Genomic DNA, 18,884 nt, shown 5'->3' on the forward strand with positions numbered 1-18,884 from the left:
TCCTTGACAGTTTTTTAGAGCCCTTGTTATAAAGCGGCTCTTAAGTGTCTGTAGGCCATTCAGCACTCGTTTTTGCTTTCACCAAAAAAACTTAGAATCATCTCAAATAGATATAAGGGGACTTAGAGTGAACAAGTCGGAACTGATTGATGCTATCGCTGCATCCGCTGATATCCCGAAAGCTGCTGCTGGCCGTGCGCTGGACGCTGTAATCGAATCCGTCACTGGCGCTCTCAAGGCCGGCGACTCCGTAGTTCTGGTTGGTTTCGGCACCTTCTCCGTGACTGATCGCCCAGCGCGTACCGGCCGCAACCCGCAGACCGGCCAAACGCTGGAAATCCCTGCTGCCAAAAAGCCTGGTTTCAAAGCTGGCAAGGCATTGAAAGAAGCTGTTAACGACTAAGGTTTCACCGAGTTTATCCGGGTCGGGGTCATGCCTGGCTTGGCAGCGGAGCGGTCATACAGCCGGTTTGTAGCCGGTGTGTCACGCCAGGACTCGCGGGTTTGAGTCCGGTCCGCTCCGCCAGTTACGAGAAGGCGCATCCTCGGATGCGCCTTTCTTCTATCCGGATTCTACCCACGCTCCACGGTTGCCTAAATTTGAAGTTCAACCGTTTCTGGGGGACGCATGCTGCAGAATATCAGGGACAATTCACAAGGCTGGATTGCCAAAACCATCATCGGGGTCATCGTCGTATTGATGGCGTTGACCGGTTTCGATGCCATTTTTCAAGCTACCACCAACAGTAATGACGCAGCCAAGGTCAACGGCGAAGAGATCAGCCAGAACGAGCTGAGCCAGGCGGTCGACATGCAACGCCGCCAGCTCATGCAACAGCTGGGCAAGGATTTCGACGCTTCGTTGCTGGACGAAAAAATGCTGCGCGACTCAGCGCTCAAAGGCCTGATCGATCGCAAGCTGTTGCTGCAAGGCGCGCAAGATTCGAAATTCGCTTTCTCCGAAGCGGCGCTGGATCAAGTGATCCTGCAAACGCCTGAGTTTCAGGTCGATGGCAAATTCAGCGCCGAGCGTTTCGATCAGGTGATCCGCCAGCTGGGTTACAGCCGCATGCAATTTCGTCAGATGCTGGCTCAGGAGATGCTGATCGGCCAGTTGCGCGCAGGTCTGGCGGGGAGTGGTTTTGTCACCGACGCCCAGGTGTTGGCCTTCGCCCGTCTGGAAAAACAGACCCGGGATTTCGCCACCTTGAATATCCAGGCCGACTCGTCGACGGTCAAACTGACCGATGATGAGGTCAAGGCTTACTACGATAAGCATGCCAAGGAATTCATGACGCCCGACCAGGTGGTCATCGACTACCTTGAGCTGAAGAAGGCTTCTTTCTTCGATCAGGTCAGCGTCAAGGATGAAGACCTGCAAGCGGCCTATCAGAAAGAAATCGCGAACCTGTCCGAACAGCGTCGTGCTGCGCACATCCTGATCGAAGTGAACGACAAGGTCACCGAAGCCCAGGCCAAGGCGAAGATCGAAGAGATTCAGGCTCGTTTGGCCAAAGGCGAATCGTTTGAGGCGTTGGCCAAGGAGTTCTCCCAGGACCCAGGTTCGGCGAACAGCGGCGGCGATCTCGGTTATGCCGGTCCGGGTGTCTACGATCCGGAGTTCGAAAAGGCTCTGTATGCGTTGAGCAAGGATCAGGTATCGGCACCGGTGCGTACCGATTTCGGTTTTCACCTGATCAAGTTGTTGGGAGTCGAAGCGCCTGAAGTGCCAACGTTTGCCAGCCTCAAGGACAAGCTTGTTCGCGAGCTGAAAACCCAGCAGGTTGAGCAGCGTTTCGTGGAGGCGACCAAGCAACTGGAGGATGCCTCTTTCGAAGCCTCCGACCTGGCACAGCCGGCTCAGGACCTGAAACTGACCGTCCACACTTCGGCGCCGTTCGGCCGTGAGGGTGGGGAGGGGATCGCGGCCAACCGCGCCGTGGTGAGCGCCGCGTTCAGCCCGGAGGTACTGGATGAGGGTGCAAACAGCACCGCCATCGAGCTGGACCCGGAAACCGTGGTGGTGCTGCGTGCCAAGGAGCACCGCAAGCCCGAGCAAATGCCACTGGAAAGCGTGGACGGGGCCATTCGCGCTCAACTGGCGAAGGAACATGCCAGTGCGGCGGCCAAGACCCGGGCCGAGGAGTTGATTGCCGGTTTGCGCGATGGCAAGACGGCCCTGGATCAACCTGTCGACGGTCAGAAATGGAAGGTCATCGAGGCGGCGACTCGAAGCCAGGAAGGGATTGATCCGGCGGTGTTGCAGGCATTGTTCCGGATGCCTAAACCCGAATCGAAAGACAAGCCGACGTTCAGCAGTGTGACGTTGCCCGATGGCAGTCTGGTCATCGTGCGCTTGAACGGCGTGAACGAAGCGGCGGCACCGAGCGATGAGGAGAAGGCGCAATACCGCCGTTATCTCGCTTCTCGTGTCGGCCAGCAGGACTTCGCTGCCTATCGCAAGCAGTTGGAGAGTGAGGCGGACATCGAGCGCTTCTAAGTGCTCTGATGGTTTGCCCCACAACGACCCGGCCGAAAGGCCGGGTTTTTTGTGTCTGCTTGTTGCATCGGGCAGTATCTTCGTCGCTCCACCGAATTCGCGTCTTTTTCCCGCAAATAACCCCCAGTAGACTTGTAACCCGTTTGAGACAAGATTAGCCACGCGGCCTGGCAGCGTTCTGTTGCACAATACGCCCCGGATCGTTTTCCTCAGGATGTTCAATGTTCAAATCATTCCCTATGCGCACCGTCGGGCTGGCACTGGTGCTGGCCGCTGCAGCCGGTTGCTCGTCGAAGAAAACAGCTATCTACGAGCATGGAAACTTCGATGACTCCGGTACGTTCTCGCGTTCCTATTCAGTGAATGATGCGGCGACCTGCGAAGCCGGGCGCCGGGCATTGCTCAGCCAGGGCTACATCATTACCAGTAGCGATCCGAAGCTGGTCAGCGGTCACAAGAGTTTTCAGCAGACCGGCGAAACCCATATGGAGATCAGCTTCAATCTGGTCTGTGCGCAAGACAGTGGTCCCGGACACCGTGCGACCATGTTTGCCAACGCCTTGCAGGACCGTTATGCGCTGAAGAAAACCAACAACTCCGCCAGCTTGGGCGTGGGGGTGCTGGGATCGGTGTCGATGCCGATCGGCTCGTCCGATGATTCGATGGTCAAGGTTGCCAGCGAAACCGTGTCGTCGGCGAAGTTCTATGAGCGTTTCTTTGCCCTCGTGGAGTTGTTCCTGCCTCCCGAGGCGAAGAAACCCGTGGAAGAAACCGAAAAACCCAAGGCTGAGCTTGGCGTTCCGGAACCCCAGGTCGAGCCGGCGGCGTTGTCACCGGTTTCTACTCCGGTGCCGACACCGATGCCTGTTCCTGCACCAGAGCCGGCACCGATTCCTGTACCTGCTCTAGCTCCAGAGCCGGAGCCGGCTCCCGAATCGGCTCCCGAACCGGCAGCAGCGCCAGTCGCGCCGGTGGAGGAGGCCACGCCCGCGCCTGCCGAGACTTCTCCGGCCAGTTCGGAGCCGGTCGCGCCGCCGGCAGAGCCCGCGCCCATCGCACCCAGCGAGCCTCAACTATCCGAGCCTGAGTCGTCGACGCAAGCCATTACACCGCCGCCCCCCAGCGCCTTGCCGGCCCCCTCTGAGCCGATCCAGCCGCTTCCCGCCTCTTGATGTTCAGTGGCAAGGGTGGAAATCCCTTGCCACACCTGCACGCAGTAATTTCCCAGCGCTGTGCTACGTTTAATTCATGAAGCTTTTGCTTCATGTTTTGTTCATAAAGCGGCTTTATGCTGATTCCAGCGCCATCAGGCATCGGTTTCAACGTTACGTTATGGGAAGGATTCAAGATGGATGATTATCAGGAAGAGCTGCTGGAATATCAGGCGTATGAGCTTGATCCCCTGGAACCCGCCGAGGATGCGACAGAGCTGTAAATCCGCTAAAAACGACACGTTATCAGCGGCAGGTTTGCAGCTTAACTGCTTCTACGGCTGCGCCGAAACTCGCCCGGAGTCTGGTTGTTCCAGCGCTTGAAGGCGCGTTGAAAGGCTTCGGCTGAGGCGAACCCCAGCAGGTATGCGATTTCACCGAACGCCAGTTCAGTGTCGCGAATGTAGGTCATGGCCAGGTCGCGGCGAGTGTCGTTGAGGATTGCGCGAAATTGCGTGCCTTCTTCGGCCAGTTTGCGACGCAGTGTCCAGGTCGGCAGCTTCAGACGCGCCGCCACTTCTTCCAGGTCGGGTTCCCGACCGCCGTTGAGCAAGGGCCCCAGCAGTTGGATGATGCGCTCGCGCAGGCTGCGGGTGCGCGTCAATTGCTCCAGTTCCCGTTCACACAACTGAACCAGGTGTCGCCAGGTGCCGGGGCAATGTTGGGGGTTGCGTTGGGCGAGACTGTCGAGTCCCAGGCGTAGCTGATTATGTTCGGCACCGAACTGGATCGGGCAGTCACCGAGCGCGCGATAGGCCTCCAGGTATGCCGGTGCTTCGAACTCGATTTCCACCCGTTCAGCCCTCAACGCGACAGCACTCACGCAGGACAGCTGCGCCAGCCAGCCGGCGATGATCGAATCCACGACGAAGCGGTTGTAGGCGTTATAGGGGCTGATGGAATAGAACCGCAGCCACGCGCCTCGGGCATCTTCATGAAAACTCGACTGACCGCGATAGTTGGAGCCGTACAGCGGCTCGAAGCGGATCATGCACCGCGCGGCTTCGCGCACCGTCGGTGCCTGGGCCGCCGTCACGCCTGCCAGCCCGGCCTGGCTCAAGCGGCTAAGTTGGCCCATGCGCAAACCCAAGGCAGGGTCCTGGGTCTGTTGGATGGCGGCGTGCCCCAGGCGCATGTAGCGCGGGATCGACAGACGAGCACCGGGCTCGGCCAGGCGTGCCGCATCCAGACCGTATTGTTCAAGCAAAGGCTGGGGGTCGTGGCCATGGCTGGCAACCGCGTCGGCCAGGCTATGGACGAAGCTGACTGACAAGTCTCCCAGTCGCATCGGTTGCGGTTTCATGGTGTTACAGCCACAGGTTCAGCAGACGGGCGCCACGAGCTTCACCGTCGGGAAAATGCTCGCCGTCATGGCTGATGAAACTCTGCCCGGCGTTACCGTTGTCCCAGAACTGACCTCGCAGGAAGACACTGACGCCGCCCCTGGCCTGGCTGCTGGGCGGCTGGCTGGTCAGTGTCAGGCGATGCCAGGCCTGGCCTTCACTCACTTCCCCAGGCTTGAGGCTGACTTCGCTCGGTGTGGACAGGCCCCTATAGCCACCCCAGGGTTTTTCCCAGGTATGGCGACCGTTGACAAAGGCAGGCACTGCCACCAATTGCGCCCCCTGTTCATTCAACTGCCGATAATGAACCGGGTACCAACTGTCGCTGCCGATCAGCACGCCCAGGCGACCGGCAGGGGTGTCGACGACGCTGATTGTGTCCGGATGGTCTGGCCCCAGCACGCCCTGTTGCTCGAACATGGGGTGCTGTTGGCGCTGTGGCTGGCCCAGCGGCCGACCGTCGCGGCCGAACACCACGCTACTGTTGTACAACGGGCCCCGGCCAACTTTCAGTTGGCCATCGCTGACGCTTGGCTCGGGCAGCACGATGGAGCCGGCCACCAGAGTCACGCCGAACTCCTTGGCGAGTCCGCCGAACAGTGCCTGGTAGTCACGGGCCATGGTGTCGGCTTTCATGCGCAGGTAAGCATCGTCCAGCCGGTTGTCACCTTTTGCGCTGACCAGCGCCTGGATGAACGCCAGCGGGTTGCTGACCGCCAGCCAGTTCATCGCTTCCTTCAACGTGGCGGCCTGATACAACTCGTCTTTTTCCCCGGCGATCATCAACCAGGTGCCAATGTGCTCGGGCAAGACCACCACGGTTTTGTCATTGAGCAAGCCCAGGTCACGAGCGGTTTGCAAATAGGCCGCCAGTTTGCGGTGCAGGCGTTCGGGGCTCTGGTAGTCGGTGGGGAACAGTTCGGGCTGGATGCCCAGCAAGTTGCCTTGATCGGCAGGGGTGCCCTGGTTCACCGCCAGGTTGATGCGAAGGTCTGACAGGTAATGACCCGCCGGACGATCCACCGTCCACAGTGCGTAGGTGATCAGGGCGGCAATCAAGGCCAGTGACAACAGCAAGTACAGAAATTTGCGCATGGGGAACAGTCAGCGGCCGTGTGCGGATTCACTGACTAGGGTAGGGCCCACGATGGGGTGTTGCCAAGGGGCGTTGCGCATTTGGATCATTAAGTTGTCAGTTACGGCCATTGAGCACGCAGCTTCCCGCTCTTAGGCTGTCTGGCATGACTGATGGAAGCCGCAGAGCCTCCGCATTTTTTCCGTGATCGCCCGTTGTGGAGTTATCGATGACCACCCCTCATTACCCGCACCTGCTGGCCCCGCTGGACCTGGGTTTTACCACGTTGCGCAATCGCACCCTGATGGGGTCGATGCACACGGGTCTTGAAGAAAAGCCCGGTGGTTTCGAGCGCATGGCGGCGTATTTTGCCGAGCGCGCTCGTGGCGGCGTGGGGCTGATGGTCACCGGCGGAATCGGGCCGAATGACGAGGGCGGCGTTTACTCCGGCGCGGCCAAGCTGACCACCGAGGAAGAAGCCCTCAAGCACCAGATTGTGACCCGTGCCGTACATGAGGCCGGCGGCAAGATCTGCATGCAGATTCTCCACGCCGGGCGCTATGCCTACAGCCCCAAGCAGGTGGCGCCGAGCGCGATCCAGGCACCGATCAACCCGTTCAAGCCCAAGGAGCTGGACGAAGAGGGCATCGAAAAGCAGATCAGTGATTTTGTCACCTGTTCGGTCCTGGCCCAGAAAGCCGAGTACGACGGTGTCGAGATCATGGGCTCGGAAGGTTATTTCATTAACCAGTTCCTGGCGGCCCATACCAACCACCGCACCGATCGCTGGGGCGGCAGCTATGAAAACCGCATGCGCCTGCCGGTGGAAATCGTGCGTCGGGTGCGTGAGGCGGTCGGCCCCAACTTCATCATTATCTTTCGCCTGTCGATGCTCGACCTGGTGGAAGGTGGCAGCAGTTGGGATGAAATCGTTCAGTTGGCCAAAGCCATCGAGCAGGCCGGGGCGACGATCATCAACACCGGTATCGGCTGGCACGAGGCGCGGATTCCTACCATCGCCACCAAGGTTCCGCGGGCGGCGTTCAGCAAGGTCACAGCCAAACTGCGCGGCTCAGTGAGTATTCCGCTGATCACCACCAACCGCATCAACACCCCGGAAGTGGCCGAGCAGATCCTGGCCGAAGGCGACGCCGATATGGTGTCCATGGCGCGGCCTTTCCTCGCCGATCCGGAGTTCGTCAACAAGGCTGCCGCCGGGCGCGCGGATGAAATCAATACCTGCATCGGCTGTAACCAGGCCTGTCTGGACCATACCTTTGGCGGCAAGCTCACCAGTTGCCTGGTGAACCCGCGGGCGTGCCATGAAACCGAGCTCAATTACTTGCCGGTCACCCAGGTGAAAAAAATCGCTGTGGTCGGTGCCGGTCCGGCCGGTTTGTCCGCTGCTACCGTGGCGGCCGAACGGGGTCATCAGGTGACGCTGTTCGATTCGGCCAGCGAAATTGGTGGCCAGTTCAATATCGCCAAGCGGGTGCCGGGCAAGGAAGAGTTCTTCGAAACCCTGCGTTATTTCAAGCGCAAATTGCAGACCAGCCACGTCGAGCTGTGTCTCAACACGCGGGTGGATGTGGCGCAATTGGTCGCGGGCGGTTTCGACGAGATCATCCTGGCCACCGGTATCGCACCGCGAGTGCCGGCGATTCCCGGGGTGGAGCATGCCAAGGTCCTCAGCTACCTGGATGTGATTCTGGAGCGCAAGCCAGTGGGTCACAGCGTCGCGGTGATCGGGGCCGGCGGTATCGGCTTCGACGTGTCGGAGTTCCTGGTCCATCAAGGGGTTGCCACCAGCCAGGACCGTGAAGCGTTCTGGAAAGAATGGGGGATCGATACCCTGCTCCAGGCGCGCGGCGGTGTGGCGGGTATCAAAGCCGAGCCCCATGCCCCGGCGCGGCAAGTGTTCCTGTTGCAGCGCAAGAAATCCAAGGTGGGCGACGGCCTGGGCAAGACCACCGGCTGGATTCACCGCACGGGCCTGAAGAACAAGCAGGTGCAAATGCTCAACAGCGTTGAGTACCTGAAAATCGATGACGAAGGCTTGCACATTCGCATCGGTGAAACCGGCGAGCCGCAGGTGCTGGCCGTGGACAACATCGTGATCTGCGCCGGCCAGGATCCGTTGCGCGAGTTGCAGCAAGGCCTGGAAGCCGCAGGGCAAACCGTCCACCTCATTGGCGGTGCCGACGTAGCGGCAGAACTGGATGCCAAGCGGGCGATCAATCAGGGTTCGCGATTGGCGGCGCAGTTGTAAAAGACCGAATCTGCGGGGGCTGAGCCCCTGTGGGAGCGAGCCTGCTCGCGATAGCGATGAGTCAGTTGCATGAGTGTTTACTGACCCACCGCCATCGCGAGCAGGCTCGCTCCCACAAGGGGTTGCAATGAACACAGACACTGAGGTCATCCGCGACCTAGCTGTTAAACTTGCGGCTCGTCCCGACTCGGCCTGCTGCAATGTTGCTTTCCTGCCTCGACTGGCACCCCCAACCCCGCCTGGAACTCCTTCATCTGGACTGGCTCGCCCGTGCCGGAGTTGAAGTGGCGGTGCTGCGTCTGGACCAGATTGACCCCCTGATCAGCGGCAACAAGTGGTTCAAGCTGGTTCACCATGTGCGCGCTGCCCATGAGGCCGGTGCCAAGGGGATCATGAGCCTGGGCGGTGTCTATTCCAACCATCTGCATGCGCTGGCAGCGGCTGGCAAGCGCTTCGGGTTCCCAACGGTCGGGCTGCTGCGCGGCCATCCCCAGGAAACGCCGACGGTCCTTGACCTCAAAGCGTTCGACATGGACCTGCACTGGCTGGGTTATGGCGGATACCGAGGGCGGCACGCCGCGGATTTCTGGCAACCCTGGCAGGCGCAATACCCGCACCTGCATCCGGTGCCTGAGGGCGGTTCAGGATTGTCCGGCGCGCAGGGTTGCATGGATTGGGTGGCCGGGGCCCGTGAACAATTGGCGGCGTTGGGCTGGGTGGATTACCACGGCTGGTGGCTGGCCTGCGGTACCGGAACCTCCCTGGCGGGGCTGGTATTGGCTGAAGCGGGGGAGCACCCGGTCTACGGCGTGTTGGCTGTGCCTGCGGATCACGGCGTGGCGCAGCAGGTCGAAAGCATCGTGGGGCAAGCAGGTCTTTGCAACCCGCGTTATGAGTTGTTCGACGGCAGCCGTGGCGGCTTTGCCCGGATCGACGCCGAACTCGTCGCCTTCATCCACGCCACTGGCGCCATCGAACTGGAGCCGCTGTATACCGGCAAGGCGTTGATGCTGCTCAAGGCCCGGGTCGAGGCCGGACAGTTTAGCCGCGGCACCCGCTTGATTTTCGTTCACACCGGCGGCTTGCAAGGCCGCCGAGGGTTTGAATAACGGGCGTCAGCCGCGTTTGGGCATCATCCGCAGCAGGGTGTTATCGCGCACGATGTAGTGGTGGTACAGACCCGCCAGGGCATGCAGGCCAATCAGCCAGTAGCCAATGGTGCCCCCCAACTCATGCCAGCCCTCCAGTTGTTTGGCAAAGTCTTTGTCCTGATCGATCAGCAGCGGCAAGTCGAAACCATAGAACATCACCTGATGCCCTTCGGCACTGGTGATCAGCCACCCCAGCAATGGCATGGCGATCATGAACAGGTACAACGCCCAGTGCATCAGGTGGGCAAGGAAGGTCTGCCAGGCAGGCGAGGCGGGAAAGATGGCTGGAGTCTTCCCCATGCTGCGGGCGAACAGGCGTAGCCAGACCAGCACAAACACGGTCAGGCCGAGCATGAAGTGAGCTTCTTTGATCAGGGTCCGGCCGTCACTGCCTTTGGGGAATATCCCTCGCAGTTCGATGCAGGCATAAACCACGGCCAGTAGAATCAGCATCAGCCAATGCAGGGCGACCGTGACGGTACTGTAGCGGTTTTCCGAGCTTTTCCAGGGCATGCAGGTATCTCCAGTCATCAGGTAGAGCACCGTCTTATGCGGCGTAGTGCTCCTACTGTAAGCCCGTTTTTTCGGGTTCGCTTGAGCCAGATCAGTTTCGCCAGTATGGACAACCCCGATCAATGCATTCACAGGATGGCGGCTGTTGCGCCGCCGCGCGGGAGTAAGCGCCCTGGTCACGCAAGGAGGTCAGGGTGTCAGGTCTGGCGGATTCAGGAGCCAGTCCAATAGCAGCCTTGTGTCATTTTGACCCTGCACCGGTTTCGTTTGTATGGCGGGCTGCCCACCGCCGACATCGCCTACCCCCAGGCATAGCACCGGTCGGTCGGGGTCACCATCGAGAAAGCTCACCAGCACTACGCTGCCGGTCCTCAGGGCGGGCCGCTCATTCAGCGTCAGGCGTGACACCGGCAGGGTGATGCCTTCGTTATCCGGGGTCCACAGGCTGACAGTGACACGGCCGCGGTGATCGGGGCGTGTCGGCTGATGGTCAGGGTCGAGTACGTACGCGAGGTGATAGCCGGGGATGCAGGGTCTTGGATGCTTGAGGGCAGGCCTGAATACGGTGGACCATGGGATGGCCGAAAACCGGTTACGGTAATCGCGGGTCGCCGGTGTGGGCGACAGATTGGTTTCAAGGATGGAAAATTGCCGCCCGCGATGCTGGATATCGGTGATCAGCCACTGGTCGTTGAAAGTGGACTCTGGATGTTCACTGATCTGCACGATATGACCGCTGCGCAGGAAGGGCTGGTGGCTCTGGCCCTGGATTTCCCGCTGTCGACAGCGCAGCCGCTCAAGTCTGCGGCGGCCGGCCTGGTAACGATGAGCCAACGTCGGATTGCTGCGTATCGTCTCGTGATTTTCACCTTCGAAGGCGTGATTGGCCGCGCTGTCTCCGGCTTGGCTTGTGTCGCGATCACTGAAACCGGCCGGCAGGCCATGGGTCATTGCGCAGTGTCGCTGGTACACTTGCCTGAGGGCTGGTTGCTGGCCGGGATCAGGGCGCAGGTTCAGTTCGACCGGACGGGCGGGAAAACTTTTCGGGTCTTCGGCGAACACCAGGACATGGCCATGAACGGTGTGTTCGAAGTGGTAATGAATGCCTTCTTCTTCACACAACCGGTGCAGCAACTCCAGATCGCTCTCCTCGTACTGGATACAGAACGGACGGCACGGGTACTGCCCATGGGGCAGTTCAAAGCGGTAGCTGTGGGCCGGCAGCGCATTGTCTTCCAGCAGTCGATGCAGGATCTGCACAGCGCTGAGCCGGTAGAAAACCCGTCGCCGTGGGCCCTGTTCCAGACGCTGGAGATACGGCACCAGCGTCAAGCGATAGCCGATGCGCTGTGGGGCATGGCTCGTCACGCCGACGCTGTGCACAACGCCATGCACACCGCATTCGCCATCGAGGCGCAGGAAGGCAGGCTGGTCCAGCAACGTGTCGGGATTGATCGGCGGCGACAGCCCGATCAATTCAAGGTCGAAACGGTATGGCTGGTTGAGCGCTTCGCGACCGTTAAACCTCAGGACTTGCAGGCGCAAATCGCTTTGCGTGAGGGTCAGGCTGAAAGGACTTTCCGATTCGTTGCGCATCGCGGTTCTTACTGGCTGGGGAGATAAGTTCACGAGAGTACGAAACCGCAGGAGGAAAGGGGGGGCCAAATCGCCATTTCAGAAACTCCCTACAGCACGTCGGGGAAATGTTGATTCATCGGCGGTGATTTTTTGGTCGATCAGCCGGTTTAGGCCGTATAAACTTGCGTCACAGCGCCGGCCAGCAGATGTCTCGGCGCGACAGACAAGAGAGTGAGTAATGGGCGCACAGTGGAAGGTTAAACACAAAGAAGCGGCTGCCAACGCCAAGGGCAAGATCTTCGGCAAGCTGGTGAAGGAAATCACCATTGCCGCGCGCAACGGCGCTGACACTGCCACCAATGCGCATCTGCGACTGGTGGTCGAACAGGCGAAAAAGGCCTCGATGCCCCGCGAGACCCTGGAGCGCGCGATCAAGAAAGGCTCCGGCCAGCTCGGCGAAACCGTGCAGTACCATCGTGTGACCTACGAAGGCTTCGCACCGCATCAGGTGCCGCTGATCGTCGAATGCGTGACCGATAACATCAACCGTACCGTCGCCGAGATTCGCGTTGCGTTTCGCAAGGGCCAACTGGGCGCCTCGGGTTCGGTCGCGTGGGACTTCAACCATGTCGGCATGATCGAAGCCGCCCCGGACAGCCCCGACGCTGATCCGGAAATGGCCGCCATCGAGGCCGGCGCCCAGGATTTCGAACCGGGCGAAGACGGCGCGACGCTGTTCCTCACTGATCCTTCAGACCTGGATGCGGTGCAGAAGGCGCTGCCGGAGCAAGGTTTCACCGTGCTGTCCGCCAAGCTCGGCTACCAGCCGAAAAACCCGGTCAGTGGCCTGACGGACGAGCAGATGGCCGAAGTCGAGGCGTTCCTGGAGGGCCTGGACAATCACGACGACGTGCAGGACATGTTTGTCGGGTTGGCCGGTTAAGCACCACAACCCCCTGTGGCGAGGGAGCCTGTTCCTTCGCCACAGTCGCGCAGTAAGCCTTCAATCTCCTCAAACCCCGGCCGCCCCAGCACCTGCGGCTGACAGCAGCGCGCCTGCAGATCCTGCAACGTTGCCAGTTCCTCAGCATTGAGCCCCGGTTCGATCCGCGCCAGCAATTCCCCCAACAGAATCCCATATGCTCGCACTTCGATGCGTTGTAACGCACGGGTTTGCACTGTGTCGGCAGTGGCGTGGAAAGACGCCGCGCCAAAGTCGCCCAACAGGCAGTCGCCCTGGTCATTGCACAGAATATTGTGCCCGTACAAATCGCCGTGGGTAATGCCCTGGCGGTGCAGGTGCGCCGCCACCGAGGCGATGCCCAGGGCGATGCGCAAGGCCACGGGAGCGCTGAAACGCAGTGCGTCGGCATACACGTCGCGGGTGCAGGACTCCAGGCTCGGCAGCCCCGCCAGGTTGCGGTAGCTGGGCGCGATCAGGTCCATCACCAGTCCGGCCTGTTGCTCGGGGTGCCCGTTGATCTGGCCCAGCACGTCGATAAGGTTCGGATGACGACCTGCGGTGATGCAGGCGTGCATTTCATGCAATGGCGAGCCGTCGCTGGTCATCTGGCCTTTGTACAGTTTGAGCGCGACGTGTCGCGCGACCTGACCCGGTGGTTGCCATAGCGCCTGATGAATCACCCCCGAAGCGCCTTCGCCTAATTGTTGATGCACGTTCAGTTGCGACCAGTCGATGGGCGTCGTCCTCGCCAGGAGGTCGGCGTTGGCCTGGGTTTCCAGCGGGTTGCCGGCATAGGCCAGCCAACTCAGGCTTGGCAACTCGAGCAACCATTGCGGCAGCTCGGTCAATTGGTTGGCGGCGATGCGCAGCAGTTCGAGACGATGGCACTGCCCCAGGCTCGTGGGCAACTGCTGTAATCGGTTGCCGGCCAGCATGAGCTTTTGCAAGTGCGGGCGTTGGCCGAGCTCTTGCGGCAACTGACTGATGCGGTTGTCCGTCAGGATCAGCCAACGCAATAGTGGCGGCAGGGCAGTGCCGGGCACGCGTTCGATGCGGTTAGCCTTGAAACCGACCATGGTCAATGCCGCGCAGCGGCCCAGGCATTCGGGCAATTCAATGAAGTGGTTGTCCGAGCAGAACAACACCCGCAGGTGGGGCAACCGATGCAGATCATCGGGCAGCGCAGTCAATTGGTTGCCGCTGAGATTGAGGACTTCGAGCGAGTCGGCCAGGTCGAAAATTTCCCGGGGGAACTGTGTCAGGCCGCAGGACAGATCCAGCCGTTTGATGCCCGACAGCTGGCCGGCGCGCAGTTGAGCGAGGGTGTGCATGAGAGGTTCGCTGCTGATCAAGGGGCGGGCATCAAGCCCGAAGCCGCACAGTTAACCAATAATCAGTTCAACACAACACCCTGTGGCGAAGGTTTTATCTGTGGGAGCAAGACTTGCCCCCACAAAGTCCCCTCGCCAGCGTCGAAGGTGTCTAGCGCTCGACGCTGCGGTTCCATCGTGCGTTCCAGGCCGGGCGTTGCTCGTTGACCTGGTCCCAATCCACTGCAATCGCCGTTTCCAGGTACTGCTTCATTGCCTCTACCTGGCCGCGGGTTTTGTCAGTGGTCGGTGTGGTGGGGTTGGACGGGATCTGGTCGCCTTCTTCCAGGGCGATGGCCTGGGCTTCGGGTGTCAGCAGGAAGGCGGCGAGCTTTTGCGCCAATTCAGGCTGGGTGTTCTGGGCAATGGCGCACTCAGCGACATTGAGCACCACCGCGCCTTCTTTGGGTTGCGCGTACTCGACCGGCATGCCCTTGAGTTTGAGCGCGGTCACTTGGGTCGGCGTCAACGGGAACAGCGCGGCTTCGTCGGTTTGCAGCATTTCGGAGATCTTCGCTGAGCTGGGGATGTATTCCAGCACGTTGCGTCCGACGGTGTTTGGCCAGGCCTTGAAGCCCGGTTCGACGTCAGTTTCGCTGCCGCCCTGGATCCGGTTGAACATCAGAAAACCGTGCAGGCCGAAGGTCGAGGAAGCCAGGGACTGGAACACCAGTTTGTCCTTGAAGCGCGGATCGGCCATGTCCATCCAGGAGGTGGGCGCACTCCAGCCATTTTCCTTGAACAACCGTGTGTTGTAGGCAAGTCCCGTGACACCGAGGCTGACGGCCACGGCTTGATCCTTGATGCGGCCCTTGGCCGGAATCTGGGCCAGGGGCGGGCTGTCTTCGAGCTTGTCGCACAGCCCCATGGCGATGGCGCGGTACATGATGCCGTCGTCGAGGAACATCACGTGCATTTGCGGGTTGCCTTTACTGGCCTGGACTTTCGCCAGGATGTCGGCGGAGGTGCCGGGCACGATCACCACTTTGACGTTGTTGGCTTTTTCGAAGGCCGGCAAGACCTTGTCGGCGTAAAGCCGCTCCATGGTCCCACCGTTCATGCCCAGATAAAGCGTCGGCTCGGCCATCGCCTGGCTGACGGGGAGCAGGGCGCCCAGGCAGGAGAAACCCAGCGAGCAGAAACCGAACAGTGCACTGCGTTTGACGTTATTCATTGGCGCGACCTTCCTCTATCAAGCAACGGAGATGGAGTGAAACCGGGTGATTGAAAACGCATCCAGCGACGTTTTTGACGCGCCGCAGCAGATGATCTCGGTGAGCGCCTGGCCCACCGCGGGACCGATCTGAAAACCTGCGCCGGCAAAGCCGAACGCATGCAACAGGCCGGGTTGGGTGCTGCTGTGGCCGATCACCGGTTGGCGATCGGGCAGGTAACCTTCGGTGCCGCTCCAGGTGCGAATCGCCTGGGCACCTTCCAAAAAAGGGTAGAGCTCGACGGCTTGGCGCAGGATGTCGACCACTGCGTTCTGGCCGGGGCGGGCGCGGGCATTGTCCAGGGCGAAACCTTGGCCGCCCCCCAGCACGCAATTGCCACGGGCGACCTGGCGGGCATAGATACCGCCGCCCTCCACGCCGGTGCTGGCATCCATCACCAAGGGTAATGGCTCAGTGACCAGCATCGCTGGATGCCCGGCGTGCATCGGCACCGCTTCGCCAAATTGCGCGGCAAAATGGCTCGCCCAGGCGCCCGCGCAGTTCAGCAGCCAGGGGGCCTGAAGCACCAGGCCCGTTTCGGTACGCACACTAAAGTGCTGACCGTCATGCTCCACATGGCTGACTGCGCATTGTTCAAAGACCTGTGCGCCATGCCTGCGGGCCGCCTGGGCAAATGCCGGGGACACCAGTCGCGGATTGGCGTGGCCGTCGTCCGGGCAGAGGGATGCTCCGACTGCAACTGCGCCGACCCATGGGAAGCGGGCGCGCAACTGGTCACGATCCAGCAGTTGCAGATCAAGGCCGAAGCCCTGGCTGTTGGCGGCATAGTCGTGCAGGGCTCGCAAGTCGTCGGGGCTGCGGGCCAATTTCAGGTGACCGCTGCGCTGGTACTCCCCGTCGATGCCGATCAACTGCGGCAACTGGCTCCAGATTTCATGGGCCCGTTGCGACAACGGCAGTTGTGACAACGGTCGACCCTGGCGCCGCACGCCGCCGTAGTTGACGCCGCTGGAGTGCGAGCCGCAGAAGTCTCGCTCCAGCAATGCCACCCGGCGTCCGGCCTTGCTCAGGAACAGCGCGGCCGAGGCCCCGACGATACCGCCGCCAATGATCACGACATCCACTTCGATCATGGCTCGACCTCCAGGCCAAACGGTACGGGTTTGACCGGTGCCTGTGCCCGCATCCGGCCGATTTCGCCGACCGGACGCCCGCTCTCGCTGGCAATGATTTCCGCCGCTGCCGCACCGCACATTCTCCCTTGGCAACGCCCCATGCCGACCCGGCAATGGGCCTTGACCCGGTTGATTTCCCAATGGCCTTCACCCACTACCTGGCGGATCTCGCCTGCGCTGACTTCTTCGCAGCGGCAGATCATCAGGTCGTCAGCGGCGTGGGCGGCCCAATCCGTGGGAAAGACAAAGGCGCGCTCCAGGCCCTGTCGGAAACGGCCGATGCGTTCCAGGGATTGTTCCAGTTGGGCGCAACGCTGCGGGTCGACCAGGTAGCCGAGGTCTTCGAGCAAGGCCAGGGCCGCACGTTCGCCGGCGATTTCCGCGGCGTCGGCACCCATGATTCCGGCCCCGTCGCCTGCCAAGTAGATCCCCGGCACGCTGCTGCGACCGGCAGGGTCACGCTGCGGCAGCCAGGCGCGGTTTAGGGGGCTCCAGGAAAATTCGCAGCCCAGCAGGTCAGCCAGTTGGGTTTCGCTGCGCAAGCCGTGGGCGAAGGCCACCGCGTCGCAGTCGAGCGATTGCAAGCCTTTTGTGTTGCGCCACTGCAATGACTGGACGCGTCGTTCTCCGTCGATACGCGACAGGCTCGCACCCTGATGCACAGCAATGCCGTGGCTGCTCAGCCAGGCGCGATAGTAGAGCCCCTTGGCCAGTGTGGCCGGTTGAGCCAGCAGGCCGGGCAGGGCGCGGGCCTGGGCGCTCAAGGGCGAGCTGTCGAGTACCGCGACCACCTTGGCGCCGGCCTTGGCGTATTGATAAGCCACCAGATAAAGCAAAGGGCCGCTGCCGGCGAACACCACCCGTTCGCCGATGGCGCAACCCTGGAACTTCAGGGCGATCTGCGCCGCGCCCAGGCTGTACACACCTGGCAGAGTCCATCCCGGAGCGGGAAGGATTCGGTCAGTGGCGCCCGTTGCGACGATCACGCTGGCGTACTCCAGGCGCGCGGCGCGGCCTTCATGCAAGGTATCCAGCAGGCCCGACTCGGCGTTCCACACCAGTGTGTCTGGCCGGTAATCGAGCTGTTCGCGCAACGCGTCGAAGGTTTGGTGCAGGGCGCTGGCTTTGTGCGCCTCAAAGCCATACAGCTTGGCCGGCGAGCGCTTGAAGTTGGCCGGTTGTTGCCGATAGATCTGTCCGCCACCGCGTGCGGCTTCGTCCAGCAGGACGGGGTATACGCCGTGGGCGACCAGGGTCTGGGCGGCGCGAATACCCGCCGGGCCGGCCCCGATGATGGCTACCGGTTTCATAGCCACCTCGCAGGCGATGCTGTGGGATTTATGCTGCTATCGCCGCCGCCATCGCGAGCAGGTTCGCTCCCACAGGGGGACGGTGGTGATGCTTGCTGCAAGTCCCCTGTGGCAGCGAGTCTGTTCGCGATGGGGCCATTCCAGACGGCATTGTTCATGGCTGGCGCCCCGGTTCGCGGGTGATCTGCTGGCCGGCTTCAAGTAGCGTCGAGCAGGCGCGCACGCGGCGGCCATCGCCCAGCCGGACCCAGCAATCCTGGCAGGCGCCCATCAGGCAAAAACCGGCCCGGGGCTCGGCGCTGAAGTCGCTGCCGCGCAAGTGTTCACTGCAGGTCAGCACAGCGGTAAGCAGGGTATCGCCCAGCAGACCGATGGCCGGTTTGCCGTCGAGGATAAAGTCCAATGCCGGGCGGTCGCCTTCGGCCAGTCGTTTCAACAGAGCCATGGCGCCCTCATTGTTTGCCCACCAGAACTCGATCCAGGCCATAGACCCGGTCGAGCAGAATCATGGTCAGCGCCGTGAGCGCGATGACCAGCGCCGACACCGCCGCCATCATCGGGTCGATGGATTCGGTGGCGTAGACATACATGCGCACCGGCAGGGTTTGCGTGGCCGGTGAAGTGACGAAGATCGACAAGGTGACCTCGTCGAAGCTGTTGATGAACGCCAGCAACCAGCCTCCGGCTACCCCGGGCAGGATCATCGGCAAGGTGATTTGCCGAAACAGCGTGAAGCGCCCGGCCCCTAGCGATTGCGCGGCCTGCTCGGCGCTGCGGTCCAGGCCGATGGCCGAGGCCAGCACCAGACGCAGTACATACGGTGTAATCACCAGCACATGGGCGAAGATCAGCCAGGTGAAGCTGCCGTTCACGCCCATCAGCGCAAACAGCCGCAGCAACGCCACACCCAGTACCAGGTGTGGAATGATGATCGGCGACAGGAACAGGCCATTGAAAAAATCCCGGCCAGGAAATTCGAGCCGTGTGATCGCCAGCGCCGCCGGCACTGCGATCAACGTCGCCAACGACGCCGCACTGAATGCCAGGATCAGGCTGTTGTAGAACGCATCGATAAAGTCGGCGCGTTCGAACACCGCACGGAACCAGCGCAGGGAAAACGCCGTGGTCGGCAGGCTCAGGGTATTTTCCGGGGTGAAGGCAACAAGACAGACCACCACCAGCGGCGCCATCATGAACACCACCACCAGGGCATGAAACAACAGGGCGAAAGGACCGTTCCTGGACATGAC

The 18,884-nt window shown here is 61.3% G+C and carries 17 protein-coding genes; 7 read left to right on the forward strand and 10 right to left on the reverse strand.

The annotated features are described in order from the left end of the window. Positions 1-127 precede the first annotated feature (127 nt). From BW979_RS13115 to BW979_RS27610, 4 genes are all read left to right on the forward strand, one after another. Positions 128-403: an HU family DNA-binding protein gene (locus BW979_RS13115; protein WP_047228496.1), complete on the forward strand. Its 276-nt coding sequence runs from the start codon at positions 128-130 to the stop codon at positions 401-403. 225 nt (positions 404-628) lie between these two features. Continuing rightward, positions 629-2,500, forward strand: coding sequence for a SurA N-terminal domain-containing protein (locus BW979_RS13125; protein WP_076383968.1), 1,872 nt, complete (start codon positions 629-631; stop codon positions 2,498-2,500). A gap of 221 nt (positions 2,501-2,721) precedes the next feature. Beyond that, complete coding sequence (locus BW979_RS13130) at positions 2,722-3,672, forward strand: DUF2242 domain-containing protein (RefSeq protein WP_076383969.1); 951 nt, start codon at positions 2,722-2,724, stop codon at positions 3,670-3,672. Between the two features lie 116 nt (positions 3,673-3,788). Continuing rightward, complete coding sequence (locus tag BW979_RS27610; RefSeq protein ID WP_171061343.1) at positions 3,789-3,935, forward strand: hypothetical protein; 147 nt, start codon at positions 3,789-3,791, stop codon at positions 3,933-3,935. 41 nt (positions 3,936-3,976) lie between these two features. Here the strand turns inward: BW979_RS27610 and BW979_RS13135 are convergent, their stop codons facing one another. Next, entirely contained in the window at positions 3,977-5,014 is a 1,038-nt protein-coding gene (locus BW979_RS13135; RefSeq protein ID WP_047228493.1) for an AraC family transcriptional regulator, read from the reverse strand. A gap of 4 nt (positions 5,015-5,018) precedes the next feature. Next, positions 5,019-6,149, reverse strand: a complete 1,131-nt coding sequence (locus BW979_RS13140; RefSeq protein ID WP_076383970.1) for a carbon-nitrogen hydrolase family protein — start codon at positions 6,147-6,149, stop codon at positions 5,019-5,021. Between the two features lie 209 nt (positions 6,150-6,358). On the opposite strand from BW979_RS13140, the gene BW979_RS13145 reads away from it, so the two are divergent. Further along, a complete protein-coding gene (locus BW979_RS13145; RefSeq protein WP_076383971.1) occupies positions 6,359-8,398 on the forward strand; it encodes an oxidoreductase in 2,040 nt (679 codons plus the stop codon). A 200-nt stretch (positions 8,399-8,598) separates the two neighbouring features. After that, on the forward strand, positions 8,599-9,507 hold the full coding sequence (locus BW979_RS13150; protein WP_076383972.1) for a 1-aminocyclopropane-1-carboxylate deaminase/D-cysteine desulfhydrase: 909 nt from the start codon (positions 8,599-8,601) through the stop codon (positions 9,505-9,507). A gap of 6 nt (positions 9,508-9,513) precedes the next feature. Here the strand turns inward: BW979_RS13150 and BW979_RS13155 are convergent, their stop codons facing one another. Together BW979_RS13155 and BW979_RS13160 are read right to left on the reverse strand one after the other, a co-directional pair. After that, entirely contained in the window at positions 9,514-10,062 is a 549-nt protein-coding gene (locus BW979_RS13155) for a cytochrome b (protein WP_076383973.1), read from the reverse strand. A gap of 189 nt (positions 10,063-10,251) precedes the next feature. Continuing rightward, positions 10,252-11,658: a type VI secretion system Vgr family protein gene (locus BW979_RS13160; RefSeq protein WP_076383974.1), complete on the reverse strand. Its 1,407-nt coding sequence runs from the start codon at positions 11,656-11,658 to the stop codon at positions 10,252-10,254. Positions 11,659-11,878: 220 nt separating this feature from the next. Between BW979_RS13160 and BW979_RS13165 the strand changes: the two genes are divergently transcribed. Then, a complete protein-coding gene (locus BW979_RS13165; protein WP_047228487.1) occupies positions 11,879-12,583 on the forward strand; it encodes a YebC/PmpR family DNA-binding transcriptional regulator in 705 nt (234 codons plus the stop codon). Here the strand turns inward: BW979_RS13165 and BW979_RS13170 are convergent. From BW979_RS13170 to BW979_RS13195, 6 genes are all read right to left on the reverse strand, one after another. Further along, complete coding sequence (locus tag BW979_RS13170; protein ID WP_076386600.1) at positions 12,580-13,935, reverse strand: leucine-rich repeat-containing protein kinase family protein; 1,356 nt, start codon at positions 13,933-13,935, stop codon at positions 12,580-12,582. The two genes, BW979_RS13165 and BW979_RS13170, sit on opposite strands and share 4 nt — an antisense overlap. A gap of 151 nt (positions 13,936-14,086) precedes the next feature. Beyond that, entirely contained in the window at positions 14,087-15,148 is a 1,062-nt protein-coding gene (locus BW979_RS13175; protein WP_076383975.1) for an ABC transporter substrate-binding protein, read from the reverse strand. An 18-nt stretch (positions 15,149-15,166) separates the two neighbouring features. Continuing rightward, on the reverse strand, positions 15,167-16,282 hold the full coding sequence (locus tag BW979_RS13180; protein WP_047228485.1) for an NAD(P)/FAD-dependent oxidoreductase: 1,116 nt from the start codon (positions 16,280-16,282) through the stop codon (positions 15,167-15,169). Then, positions 16,279-17,634, reverse strand: a complete 1,356-nt coding sequence (locus BW979_RS13185; RefSeq protein ID WP_076383976.1) for an FAD/NAD(P)-dependent oxidoreductase — start codon at positions 17,632-17,634, stop codon at positions 16,279-16,281. Before BW979_RS13185 ends, BW979_RS13180 begins: the two co-directional genes overlap by 4 nt. 154 nt (positions 17,635-17,788) lie before the next feature. Further along, a complete protein-coding gene (locus tag BW979_RS13190) occupies positions 17,789-18,079 on the reverse strand; it encodes a (2Fe-2S)-binding protein (protein WP_047228483.1) in 291 nt (96 codons plus the stop codon). Positions 18,080-18,086: 7 nt separating this feature from the next. Beyond that, positions 18,087-18,881, reverse strand: a complete 795-nt coding sequence (locus BW979_RS13195; RefSeq protein WP_047228482.1) for an ABC transporter permease — start codon at positions 18,879-18,881, stop codon at positions 18,087-18,089. Positions 18,882-18,884 lie beyond the last annotated feature (3 nt).

The organism is Pseudomonas sp. A214 (assembly GCF_900156295.1).
GTDB classification, from domain to species: Bacteria; Pseudomonadota; Gammaproteobacteria; order Pseudomonadales; family Pseudomonadaceae; genus Aquipseudomonas; species Aquipseudomonas rhizophila.